Raw genomic sequence first — 11817 nt, 5'->3', positions numbered from 1 at the left:
GTGGTGTGGCGAAGCTCAGCCCATTGAATAGTCCGGCTTTCATGAACTGGTACACAGGTTGCACATAATGGAGGGTTCCTGTCGGGTCCGGGATCCGGCGGAACCGAATTACGGTGATTACAGGAAAGGAGGCATAGGATGTCGATTTCCACTATTTCGGATAGCACGAGCACCTATCAGGATCGTTTGAGCCAGCTCCAATCGGTGAGGCAGGATTTCACAAGCCTTTCATCGAGCCTTGCTTCGGGGGACCTCACCACAGCTCAGAGCGCTTTTGCGACGCTCATGCAGGATCTGGGAAGCACGAGCGCAACCACCAGTCAGCAGACCGGGGTTAGTAGCCAGATCAGCACTGATCTTACAGCCCTCGGCGATGCGCTCAATTCAAAGGACCCTACTGCAGCACAGAAAGCCTTTGCGACACTCGTTCAGGACCTGAAAGCCGGCCGTCTGCACCATGGTCATCGCCATCATCACAAGGGAAACACGCAGAACAATACAGATGCCCTCAAGACAGACCTTACAACGCTGGGCACTGCTCTTCAGTCAGGGGACCTTACTGCAGCACAGAAAGCCTTTGCAACGCTCATGCAGGATCTGGGGAATAACGGCACGCAAAACGCAACTGCTGCGGGCAGTACCAGTACTGCCACGGAGAATCAGGGAAGCACCACAGCGTCAATGCTTGGTACGTTTCAGGCAGCGAGCAGCACCTCGCAGAGCGGATCTGCCTCGTACGCTGCCACGCTGTTGCAGGCGCTGAACCTGTACGCGCAACTGGGCCAGTTTGGATTGAGTTCACCAACCGCAGCGTTGTTTTCGGCGACAGGATAACCCGTGAGAAGGCTGCGTTCGGCCGAAGGGAGGGATGCCTCCCGAATCCATTGCAAGACCGGATAGAGGCTGTTGCATGGATCTCTCGTGGTTTGGTTCGGTGCCTTTGTGGGAATCACTTGTCTTCTTCGGCAGTGTGTTGGTCGTAAATTTCCTTTTGTGTCATTTAATTGAGAGGAGGGCGAAAAGGAGCTAGAGAGAAAGGTAGCGATGCCGATAACGTAAGGAGGTTCCGTGATGTATCGGTCCCGGTGTGGTTGGGGGCGGGGCTACCTCGGAATCCCGGACGCGGTGAACCCGGCAAAAATGCACCGGGCACCACATTTCACGTAAGGAGGAAGATGATGTCTATTTCGAGTATCACATCAGACCCAACCGCTTTTCAGAACTATGTCTCAAACCCATTCCAACAGGTCAGGAAGGATTTTGCGGCTCTGAAAAAGAGCCTCAATTCTAATGATCTCCAAGGGGCCCAGAAGGCCTTTGCGATTCTCCAGCAAGATATGCAGCAGGTGCGGCAAACACAGGGCGGTCAACAGACGCAGAGATCTCATCATCGTCACCACCACCATCATGGTGGCGGCGCGCAGGGTACGCAAGATGCCACGTCAAACCCCTTGTCTGATTTGGCGGCAATCGGCAGCGCCCTGCAGTCTAATGATCTCCAAGGGGCCCAGAAGGCCTTTGCGACTCTCCAGCAGGACCTGGGCAATGCGGGTTCGCAGAACGCGTCCGCTGACTCTGGCATTACGAACGGGACTTCCGGCACTGACCTTGCCACCCTTAGCAGCGCCTTGCAGGCAAACGATCTCGCGGGAGCGCAGAGCGCGTTTGCCACTCTTATGCAGGATCTGCGGAATTCACTCGAGACCTTAGGTAATAGCGCCTCAGGTCAAACCGTTGGCACCAATGTAAACGTCTCGGCCTGAGAGCCGTTCTAGAGCCGTGCAACAAGGCAGGAAAATCTCCTGCACAGGATGTTTTCCTGCCTCAACTGTCAGCCTTGCGGTTATTCCACAAAAATAGCCGTCTCTGTATGATATTCGGCCATCTCTCTCCTTGCTTTGAGGGAAGTGACCGCCCGCCTTGCGCTCCTAAATCCGATTGACTTATATGGAGGGATCGAGTATTACAACGATGAGTCTGATTGCGCTTGTTCGCGCGCTGTAGCAGAACCTCATCTTCTTGATAAGGAGGCAGGGCATGAAGAAGGAGAATAAGAACAAGAAACCCGAAGGGATGGATCGGAGAAGTTTTCTGAAAGGTATGGCACTGGGTGCAGGGGCAGCCCTCGTTCTTCCTGCCACGGCATCCGCGCAATCAGGGACGAGGCCGGTTCAGGAGGGCTCCGAGGAGAAGATCGATATGTTCTGCCATGTACTGCCCAAGAAGTATAAGGAGGAGCTCTTTAAGAAATCGAAGCCCTGTTACTATCTTGAGGCGGACAGGAACAAGCCGGCCTTGTTCGACCTTGATATGAGGTTTAAAGATATGGACAAATTTCCCGGGATGCGGCAGGTATTGACGTTAGGTGCGCCGCCTCTGGAATATGCGCTCTCGCCCACGGACGCTGTGGAACTGGCCCGTATGGCAAATGATGGCATGGCTGAGCTGGTGGAAAAGTATCCGGATCGTTTTGTCGCGGCTGTGGCCAGCCTGCCGTTGAACAACGTTGACGCCTCTCTCCGTGAAACAGACAGGGCGATGAAGGAACTGAAGTGCAAGGGGATCCAGATATTCAGCTCTGTCAACGGCAAGCCGATCGACCGGCCGGAGTTCATGCCCTTGTATGAAAAGATGGCTCAATATGATCTGCCGATCTGGCTCCACCCGGCAAGGGATGTGGTTGTTCCTGACTACGTGGATGAGAACACCTCGAAGTATGCCCTCTCGACTACCTTCGGGTGGCCTTTCGAGACGACGCTTGCCATGTCCCGTCTTGTCTTCAGCGGTGTCATGGACAAGTATCCGAATATAACATTCATCGCCCACCACTGCGGTGCGATGATTCCCTTCTTCTACAGACGTATTCCGCAGCCGGCTCCTCCTGGGGCGAAGCTGATGAAACCTTCGGTTGAGTACTTCAAGCGTTTCTACACGGATACGGTGCTTGCGGGAAACACGCCAGCGCTGATGTGCGGGCACGCTTTCTTCGGTACGGAGAAGATAACCTTCGCCACCGACTACCCGTATCCCGGAGCCAAACCTGACGTTGCAATCGACGACGTTATCAAGTCGGTGGAGCAGATGAGCGTGCCTGAGGAAGACAAAGCCAAAATTTTCTCAAAAAATGCAAAGCGGCTTTTGAAGATGACCTGAGGCGTGCAGTGCACGTGTGAAAGTACTTCTTGTCCAGCCTCCGGTAGAAGATTTCTACGATACGTCCATCAGGACCTATCCCCTCAATCTGCTCTACCTCGCAGCGAAGATACGAGACCGCTGCGATGTGTCGGTCGCGGATTTGAGAACGGGCAAAAGACGCATGCTTGCCTTCCCGGGCGAGTATGAGGATCTTGCCCCGTTCTATCGTGTCGAAGCAGAGACTCCCTTTTCACTCTTTCGCAGATACCACCGCTTCGGCGCCACGAAGGATGAGATCAGAAAGATCATCGAGGATGGGGCGCCGTCGGTTGTCGGGATTTCGGCCTCCTACACCACCTACTCGCTGGAGGCGCTCGAGGTGGCGAAGATTGCGAAAGAGGTTGACAGGAACATCATCACCATACTGGGCGGGACGCATGCCACGCTTTTCCCGGCGCACCTCCTGGCACATTCATTCGTCGATTACGTTATCCGGGGAGAGGGCGAGACTCCGCTTGCACGCCTCATGGAAAGACTGCACAACGGGGATCATCTGCGATCCGATCCGATCAGTGGCGTGAGCTTTCGGAGGAACGGCCACTTTCGCATATCCGGTATCAACATAGAAGAAGAGATCGACCTGTTGCCCGACAGATCGAGGATTCCTGCGCAGAAGTACAGAATCAACAAGAGAAGATACACGTTCTTCCTCACGTCCAGGGGGTGTCCCTTCAACTGCAGTTTCTGTGGCAAACCTCCTGTCCCCTACAGAAAAAGGAAGCTTGCCGGCATAGAAAAGGAACTTACCGAATGCATTGATCTGGGCATCGAGGCCATCGACTTTGAGGATGACATGCTCAACCTGGACAGATATTTCTTCACAGAGGTGCTGAACCTTCTTCGCGGGAAGCGGCTCACTTTGTCGGCGATGAACGGGATTTATCCTGAAACCGTCGATATCCCTTTGCTCGAATCGATGCACGCGGCAGGCTTTCGCAGGCTCAATTTTTCTTTGGTGGATGTGCGGGAATCCATCCTGAAAAGCCAGGCGAGAACTCTTCCGAAGGCTTTCCTGGAGATGCTTCCGTGGCTCGAATCATCTCCCTTTCTCGTGGAGACGCATTTCATTATCGGGCTACCCGGCCAGGAGCCCGAGGATGTAATCGAGACCCTCCTCTTTCTCATGGGCAAAAGGCTCCTTCTGGGGCCGAGTGTTTTCTATCTTGCCCCGGGGAGCGACGCTTTCCGGGATATTGTCGGCGATGAATGGGAGCCGTATATAAAACTCATGAGGTCGAGTGCACTCTTCCCGGCCAACAATCTCTTCACAAGGGAGATCACGTATACATTGATGAAGCTCGTGCGCTTCATCAATTATATGAAGCAGGCGATAGATTTATCCAGCGAGCACAGTGATCGGGAAGGGGAGGCCGGGTACCCGCGTGCGGGTGTCTCAGAGATCGGCAGATCGGGTGATGTAGGGGCGCTGTCAGACATACTGAAGGCGCCCCCGGAGACCAAGGCCCACGACCGGGAGATAGTTCGGCGACTGCTCGTCGAAAAGCGATTCACCTGCTACGACGTTAGAGAAGAGCGTTTCGTGGATGAACCTCACGACAGTGCGCTTGTCAAGTTCTTCTTTGAGAAAGCGAGAGGCTTGACGATTAAAGGTTTCAAAACGGATGGCAGCGCGAACGTGGACGTGTGAGTAAGAGGGCGAATTATGTCTTCTTGAACACAGCGACGCCCGGGTTATCGAGGAACTCCCATTCCCCCCGGACGCCCGCGTGGAGCGCGGCCAGCTCGATATGAAGCATTGCGATACCGCAATCCAACCGTTTCGATATGGTGTGGAGAAGCTTGGTATCATCAACTGAAATGGTTAGCGTGTCTTCGGCTATCCTGAATCGCCAGGGCTGGCGATTGACAGCAGATGGCGCGAGACGTGCGGCCTCGATTGCTTCTCGCGCCCACGAAGAGAGACGCTCATCCTCACCCTCTTTCAGGAGTTTAGAGAGCGGTTTACGCTTGTGCGTGCGGCCGAAGCCTGTCATGAGCCTTTCTTCGAAAGACCAATCGCGTGGCGCGTGGCCGATTGGGATCACAGAAAGAACCTTCTCCCGCTCATGGACGTCCGCCAGTCTTGCAGCAACGTCCGGACGAAAGAGACCGCCGACCCAACATGTGTGCAGCCCCATGGCAACAGCTTCCAGAACAATGGCCTCTCCGGTATAGCCTGCCCGCTCCTCTGAATGGACGCTCTCCGTATTGCCCACGACAGCTATAAAGGCGCGAGCTCCTCTGATCTTGCCGTAGTTCCCTACAGCTCCCTTGAGAACCAGGTCGGCCGACCTTCCAACGAATTCCGCGCGCGCGTCGGGGAAGGGCCTGAATTCCGCACACAGGCCCGCGATCCGCGCTTCCGCTTCGGCAGGTAGGGGCTGTCCATCGAAGCGGCGGCGCGACCTTCTGCGTCCTATGGCTTGGTGCCAGCGCTCAAAAGGTATCGTGCTCGCATCCACAAGGTTATGATACACGATTTATGCTGTTATACCAATTCGCCCTCCAGCACAGAGCTTAAAACAGTAACCGATTATTTTGTGCCGACGCCGCGTATCACGATCTTCCCGGGTCTGTCCGGAGCGCCTTCGATAGTGTAGGAGATGCCGATGAAGCGCGCCCTCGACATGTGCCCCGCAGATCGCTGCAGCAGCTCGTACTGCTAGGAAGTGTTGGGGCATCGAGCGGTGAGCAGTGAGCAGTGTACCGCGGAAAGCAATCCATGAACAGGAGACGGTAAGAATTGAGCGACGTTCGATAACCAGCGGCTACAGTCCGGTTACCGGACGACAAAAGTGGTCGGATGCCATTTATAGCTATCAGGATATTAATCAACTGCTTACTGCTCACGGCTCACCATTAACCGTTTTCAACGCATCCAGCTTCCTCCGGTCACGCAGATGGTCTGCCCGGTGATATACTCGCCTTCTGTCGCTAGAAAGAGAACAGTTTGTGCCACGTCCTCGGGTGTTCCCTTTCTGGGGTAGGGGATCATGTCCTCCATTCTCGTTATTTCCTCTTGCGGGTAGATGTGCGGAATAAACTCGTTGTATATAAAGCTCGGAGCTACGGTGTTAACCGTGATGTAATGGGCGGCAGCCTCCATGGCGAGACATCTGGTGAACGCCGTCAGTCCTGCTTTTGCTGCGGCATAGTGAGCGTGACCTGCAGCGAGACCCATGAAGGCTGCTGTGGAGCCTATGTTCACTATCCGGCCCGAGCCCTGCCTGATCATCGAAGGCAATACTGCACGGCAGCAATAGAACGTTCCTCTGAGCGTCGTGTTAAGCACCAGATCCCACTGCTCATCGGTCATATCGATAACCTGCGTGGGCCGGTTGGTGCCCGCGTTGTTGACGAGGATGTCGATCGAACCGAATGCATCTAATGCTGCCTTCACTGCCGAATCAACGGCACCTTTTTGTGTAACGTCGCATGCGACACCCAGCGCTTCAACACCTATTTCATTCGCAATCTCCTGGGCCACAGAGCGGGAACGCTCCTCATGAGCGTCTGCTACGACCACCCTTGCTCCTTCTCTTGCAAGGAGCCGCGCGCATGCCTTGCCTATGCCGGCGCCTGCTGCGCCGGTCACGAATGCAACTTTGTTATTGAGTTTCATAGGAGAATACCTTCCTTCCTTGTACCCGTTCTACTTCCTGCCCGTGATTGAAGTGCTATAAGCCTCCCGAGCGCAGAGCACATTATAAAGCCCGTGCTGCCAGCTTTCAAGAAACTGTAGAAGTACAGACCGCCACACTCTTTACAGGTAACTGATTCGGCCATATACTACTATTGACAAAATCGAGACAAAAGAGCGGGGGCAAACTATGGCGACGTTAAAAGGATCGCAGACGGAAAAGAATTTGTTGAAGGCATTTGCAGGCGAGTCGCAGGCGAGGAACCGGTACACCTTTTTTTCCTCTCAAGCAAAGAAAGAGGGGTACGAACGGGTCGCATGGGTTTTCGCAGATACAGCCGACAATGAGAAGGAACACGCGAAGAGATTTTTCAGCTTCCTCCAGGGGGGCGACGTTGAAATAAACGCCTCGTATCCTGCCGGCCCGGTAGGAACGACAGAAGAGAACCTGAAAGCGGCTGCAGCCGGTGAACGTATGGAATGGGGGACTCTTTACCCCGATTTCGCTGAAGTAGCGGAGAAGGAAGGTTTCCCTGATATAGCACGAGTCTTCAGGATGATATCGGTTGCTGAAACAGGACACGAAAAAAGATATCTCGCCCTGCTCGACACTATCGCAGCGGGTACGGCCTTCAGGAGAGATACGAAGGTGACCTGGCGGTGCAGGAACTGCGGGTACCTGCACGAGGGCCTCACCGCACCGGAATCGTGCCCGGCCTGTGCCCATCCAAAGGCCTACTTCGAGGTGAGTGAAGAGGGCTATTGATACGCGTCAACCGGGGACCATGAGCCTGGTCCGTTGGGAAGACGCATACAGCAATATATAATCCGCTGAGGAAAATAGAAATCGATCCGGAGGCTCCGTATACCTTTAAATAGTGAGCCATATCTTCCGGCGTCGTGAGTCTACCGCAGGTTGCGTCTGCTTTCTGATTGAGGATATAATCGAGGGCTGCATTTCAAGGGGGTTCGCATGAAGATTGCATTTGTCGGCGCTGCCCGGCAGGTTACCGGTTCCTGCTTTCATTTGACCGTGGGCGAGAGGCAGTTTCTTGTGGATTGCGGCATGCAGCAGGGAGAGGCGGCGGATGACGCAAACCGGGCCCCTTTCTCTTTCAATCCTGCCGACATTGAATGCCTCTTTCTGACGCATGCCCACCTGGACCATTCCGGATTGATACCAAAACTTGTGAATGACGGGTTCAAGGGAAAGATTATAACCACCACGGCTACCGCGGATCTGATCAGGATTATGCTCCTCGATTCCGCTCACATCCAGGAAAAGGACGCGGAGTGGATGACAAAGAAATCGTTTCGCACAGGAAAGGAACAGGTTTTTGAGCCCCTTTACACGGAGAATGACGTCAAAACCTCTATGAGGTATCTAAGGCCTGTTATGTACGATGAAACGAATGATCTGGGAAACGGGATGAAATATCTCTTCGTGGACGCGGGTCATATTCTCGGGTCCGGTTCGTTTGAACTTTGGTATCCGTCGGACCGCGGCCAGAAGAAAATCGTTTTTTCCGGGGATATCGGCAAGAAGGGGAACCTGATCATCGAGGACCCGGAATACACGCTGACCGCCGATTACGTGGTCATGGAGTCCACCTATGGGAACCGGTTTCACAAGGGCCTGGAACAGAGCATCGACGAGCTTGCCGCCGCCATTAAACTGACGTTCCAGAAGGGCGGGAATGTTCTGATGCCGACATTCGCGGTGGGCCGGACGCAGGACGTAATGTATATACTAAACGATCTGGTGAGAGAAGGGAAGCTGGAGCCCATGGACCTTTACGTGGACAGCCCCCTTGCCGAAGAGGCCACCAACGTCTATCTTTCTCACAGAGAATACTTCGGCGAAGAAGCGAAAAAGCTTTTCCAGATCCAATACAAGGGAAGGGCAGTCCGGATCCATTTCACGAAAACGGTGGCTGATTCGCAGGAGATCAACCGTATAAAGTCGGGTGTTATCATCATGGCAGGCAGCGGCATGTGCGAGGGCGGCAGGATCGCTCACCATCTCAAGCATAACCTGTGGAGGCCTGAGTGCAGCGTCATCTTCACGGGCTTTCAGGCCCGGGGCACCCTCGGACGCAGGATCGTCGACGGAGCAAAGCGCGTGCGTGTCCTCGGCGAAGGAATAGCTGTCAAGGCTGCGATCTACACTATCGGCGGCTTTTCTGCTCATGCAGACCAGAAGGAACTGCTGGAGTGGCTGGGCTCCTTTACGAGCAAGCCCGAAGTGTTCATAGTGCACGGCGAAGAAAAGACAGCCCTGGAGTTTGAGAGCATAGTCAAGGAGAGGCTGGGATTGGTGACTCACGTACCAAGCAAAGGAGAGCAGTTTGAGATATAGATTTTAGCAAGCCGTAAGCAGCGAGCAGTAAGCAGTTTAAAGGCATCGTAAGCTGCGAAAAGCGAAATGCAGTGTGACCGCGTAGTTACATCGTCAACTCGGACTGCTCACGTTTGATTCCGATCTTTATCAACACTGCTCACTGCTGACTGCTAACTTTTAACTTTCACCGAAGGAGGCAACACATGATTCACGGACAGACTCAGGAGTTTTTCAACGCGGCTGACTACTTTGTTGACCGCAACATCAGGCAGGGGCGCGGGCATAAGGTGGCTATTTATACTGAGCACCGCAATTACACGTACAATGATATCCAGAAGGTAACAAACAAAACGGCCAACGCGCTGCGTGACCTCGGCGTCCGGTTCGACGATCGAATCCTGATCCTCATGCTCGACGTCCCTCAGTTCTACGCTATTTTCTGGGGAGCCATCAGGATAGGCGCAGTACCGATACCGGTGAACACAATGCTCACGCCGGAGGACTATGAATATTACCTGAACGACAGCCGTGCACGAGTGCTTGTCATTTCAGACGAATTCATACCGATTATCAAACAGATCAGCGGTGAGCTCCATTATTTGCGGGACCTCATCGTTATCTCGGAAACACAAGGGGCGTACCCGCCCTTTAAACAGATGTACTGGCGGGCTCCGGCGACCCTCAAGACCGAATTTACCACAAAGGACGACGTGGGCTTCTGGCTCTACAGTTCTGGTTCCACCGGTTCTCCCAAGGGTGCGGTACACTCCCAGTACGATATGGTGGTTGCTTCCCAGAGCTACGGGCAGAACGTGCTCCAGCTTACCGAAGATGATATCTGTTTTTCCGGGGCGCGGCTTTTCTTCGCGTACGGACTGGGCAATGGCATGTACCTGCCGATGTCCGCAGGGGCCGCAAGCGTGCTCAACCCGGGCAGGCCTACCCCCGAGACCATGTTCAGATATCTGGAAAAGTTCAGGCCAACAGTCTTTTTTGGTGTGCCCACGCTCTATGGTCAGATGCTCGCTTACAAAGAAAAACAGGATAAGGAGCGGGGAACCAAGCCCGATCCCAACTCGACCCACGAGCTCTCATCCGTTCGTGTGTGCGTGTCCGCAGGCGAAGCGCTGCCCGTAGATATTTTTACACGATGGAAGGAGCGCTTTGGTGTGAGCATACTCGATGGCATCGGCTCCACGGAAATGCTCCATATATTCCTGTCGAACCGCCTCGACGATCTGCGGCCCGGCTCCACCGGCAAGGCCGTTCCGGGTTACGAGCTCAAGATCGTCGATGAAGAGGGCGCAGAGGTGCCGCAGGGCGAGATAGGAACATTGCTCGTCAAAGGCGACAGTGCAGCCCAGGCCTACTGGAGGAAGCGTGAGAAGACGCGTCAGACCATGCAGGGCGAGTGGATAAACACCGGCGACAAGTATTTTGCAGACAAGGACGGTTTCTATTATGCTGCGGGCCGTGCGGACGACATGCTGAAAGTGGGCGGCATATGGGTTTCACCGCTGGAAGTGGAGAACTGCCTGAGCGGTCATCCCGCCGTGCTTGAGGTCGCGGTCGTGGGGCGCAGGGACGAGCAGGACCTGGTGAAGCCCGTGGCCTACGTGGTGCTTCGCGAAGGTTTTTCGGCTTCCGAAGAACTGGCTGAAGAGTTAAAGAAGTGGGCGCTCGACCGGTTGGCCAAATTCAAATACCCGAGGTGGATAGAGTTCATCCCCGAGCTGCCGAAGAGCGCGACCGGCAAGATACAGCGATTCAAGCTGCGCTAAGAGAACTGGCTCACGACTAATGGCTCACGGCTCGAGGAATGATAGAGGATAGGGATGTATCCATCGCAGGTGCACGCAGACGGGCAAAGCGAGCGCTGATCACAGCAAGATTTCCTATGCGTGTACCCGGATTACTGCGATGACTTTTCCCTGGATCTCAACGTTGTCGGCTTTATGATAGATGGGCATCATGTAAGGATTGCACGGCTGCAGGCGAACCTGCCCGCCTTCGAAATGGATCTTCTTGAGGGTGATCTCCTGCTCATTTTTGAGCCAGGCCGCAACAACGTCTCCGTTGCTGACCCTCTTTGCCGGTTCCATGATTACGATGTCGCCATCTGCAATCATTGCATCGACCATGGAGTTGCCCCGCACGCGCAAGGCATAAATGTTTTTCTTCCCTTGCACCATCTGGGCTGAGACTGCAATGTGCTCCCCGGCTGTATCCCATGTATCAGCCGGGGGGACCCATACGGGGTGCCCTGCGGCGATCACCCCGAGAAGGGGAATCTCCGTCTGCCCCTCCTCTGCGTTCTTTTCCTTGGCGAGATTGATGCTCCGGAATTTTTCCCGGGCACGGCTGATTAATCCTTCCTGCTCAAGCGAATCGAGGTGATACTGCACCACTGAAGGGCTGCTGATCTTGCACCCTTCGGCAATCTCCCTCACCGTTGGTGCGTAGCCCTTTTTCTCCCGGAATCTGCGGATGAACTGAAGAACCCTTGCCCGCGTCTGTGACCCCATACTAGAATAAGTGTACTAATCGTGGCAGGAAAGTCAAGTAAAAATAGAATCGCATAGTGCCTGGACCGCGCGACCATGGAGATGATTCTTCTTGACGAATATGCATCATGACTAGT

General features: G+C 54.4%; 10 protein-coding genes. 7 read left to right on the top strand and 3 right to left on the bottom strand.

What is annotated here, in order from left to right; all coding sequences use genetic code 11:
• Window positions 1-138: 138 nt before the first annotated feature.
• The 4 genes from VMT71_02845 (at window position 139) to VMT71_02830 (ending at window position 4843) form a co-directional block, all read left to right on the top strand.
• Window positions 139-834: a hypothetical protein gene (locus VMT71_02845; protein HVN22882.1), complete on the top strand. Its 696-nt coding sequence runs from the start codon at window positions 139-141 to the stop codon at window positions 832-834.
• A gap of 344 nt (window positions 835-1178) precedes the next feature.
• Window positions 1179-1763, top strand: coding sequence for a hypothetical protein (locus tag VMT71_02840; GenBank protein HVN22881.1), 585 nt, complete (start codon window positions 1179-1181; stop codon window positions 1761-1763).
• A gap of 274 nt (window positions 1764-2037) precedes the next feature.
• Window positions 2038-3153 (top strand): amidohydrolase family protein, encoded by a 1116-nt coding sequence (locus tag VMT71_02835; protein ID HVN22880.1) that lies wholly within the window; start codon window positions 2038-2040, stop codon window positions 3151-3153.
• Between the two features lie 16 nt (window positions 3154-3169).
• Entirely contained in the window at window positions 3170-4843 is a 1674-nt protein-coding gene (locus VMT71_02830; GenBank protein ID HVN22879.1) for a cobalamin-dependent protein, read from the top strand.
• 13 nt (window positions 4844-4856) lie between these two features.
• Here VMT71_02830 and VMT71_02825 read toward each other — a convergent pair whose 3' ends face one another.
• Window positions 4857-5672 carry a nitroreductase family protein gene (locus VMT71_02825; GenBank protein HVN22878.1) on the bottom strand — a complete coding sequence of 272 codons (816 nt, stop codon included), beginning with the start codon at window positions 5670-5672 and terminating at the stop codon, window positions 4857-4859.
• A gap of 392 nt (window positions 5673-6064) precedes the next feature.
• The gene (locus VMT71_02820) at window positions 6065-6817 is read right to left on the bottom strand and encodes an SDR family NAD(P)-dependent oxidoreductase (GenBank protein ID HVN22877.1); all 753 of its coding nucleotides are present in this window, start codon (window positions 6815-6817) and stop codon (window positions 6065-6067) included.
• 208 nt (window positions 6818-7025) lie between these two features.
• On the opposite strand from VMT71_02820, the gene VMT71_02815 reads away from it, so the two are divergent.
• The 3 genes from VMT71_02815 (at window position 7026) to VMT71_02805 (ending at window position 10957) form a co-directional block, all read left to right on the top strand.
• The gene (locus tag VMT71_02815) at window positions 7026-7601 is read left to right on the top strand and encodes a rubrerythrin family protein (GenBank protein ID HVN22876.1); all 576 of its coding nucleotides are present in this window, start codon (window positions 7026-7028) and stop codon (window positions 7599-7601) included.
• A gap of 207 nt (window positions 7602-7808) precedes the next feature.
• Window positions 7809-9194, top strand: a complete 1386-nt coding sequence (locus tag VMT71_02810) for an MBL fold metallo-hydrolase (GenBank protein HVN22875.1) — start codon at window positions 7809-7811, stop codon at window positions 9192-9194.
• Between the two features lie 185 nt (window positions 9195-9379).
• The gene (locus VMT71_02805) at window positions 9380-10957 is read left to right on the top strand and encodes a benzoate-CoA ligase family protein (GenBank protein HVN22874.1); all 1578 of its coding nucleotides are present in this window, start codon (window positions 9380-9382) and stop codon (window positions 10955-10957) included.
• 114 nt (window positions 10958-11071) lie between these two features.
• Here the strand turns inward: VMT71_02805 and lexA are convergent, their stop codons facing one another.
• Entirely contained in the window at window positions 11072-11701 is a 630-nt protein-coding gene (gene lexA, locus VMT71_02800; protein ID HVN22873.1) for a transcriptional repressor LexA, read from the bottom strand.
• Between the last annotated feature and the right edge of the window lie 116 nt (window positions 11702-11817).

It is taken from the genome of Syntrophorhabdales bacterium, from assembly GCA_035541455.1.
GTDB lineage: Bacteria > Desulfobacterota > Syntrophorhabdia > Syntrophorhabdales > WCHB1-27 > JADGQN01.
This window is presented reverse-complemented; position numbering and strand designations above follow the sequence as displayed.

What these genes read in the sequence shown, in the direction of transcription:
- VMT71_02845 (HVN22882.1), top strand. Translation starts at nt 139, where the DNA reads ATGTCGATTTCCACTATTTCGGATAGCACGAGCACCTATCAGGATCGT.
- VMT71_02840 (HVN22881.1), top strand. Translation starts at nt 1,179, where the DNA reads ATGTCTATTTCGAGTATCACATCAGACCCAACCGCTTTTCAGAACTAT.
- VMT71_02835 (HVN22880.1), top strand. Translation starts at nt 2,038, where the DNA reads ATGAAGAAGGAGAATAAGAACAAGAAACCCGAAGGGATGGATCGGAGA.
- VMT71_02820 (HVN22877.1), bottom strand. Translation starts at nt 6,817, where the DNA reads ATGAAACTCAATAACAAAGTTGCATTCGTGACCGGCGCAGCAGGCGCC.
- VMT71_02815 (HVN22876.1), top strand. Translation starts at nt 7,026, where the DNA reads ATGGCGACGTTAAAAGGATCGCAGACGGAAAAGAATTTGTTGAAGGCA.
- VMT71_02810 (HVN22875.1), top strand. Translation starts at nt 7,809, where the DNA reads ATGAAGATTGCATTTGTCGGCGCTGCCCGGCAGGTTACCGGTTCCTGC.
- VMT71_02805 (HVN22874.1), top strand. Translation starts at nt 9,380, where the DNA reads ATGATTCACGGACAGACTCAGGAGTTTTTCAACGCGGCTGACTACTTT.
- lexA (HVN22873.1), bottom strand. Translation starts at nt 11,701, where the DNA reads ATGGGGTCACAGACGCGGGCAAGGGTTCTTCAGTTCATCCGCAGATTC.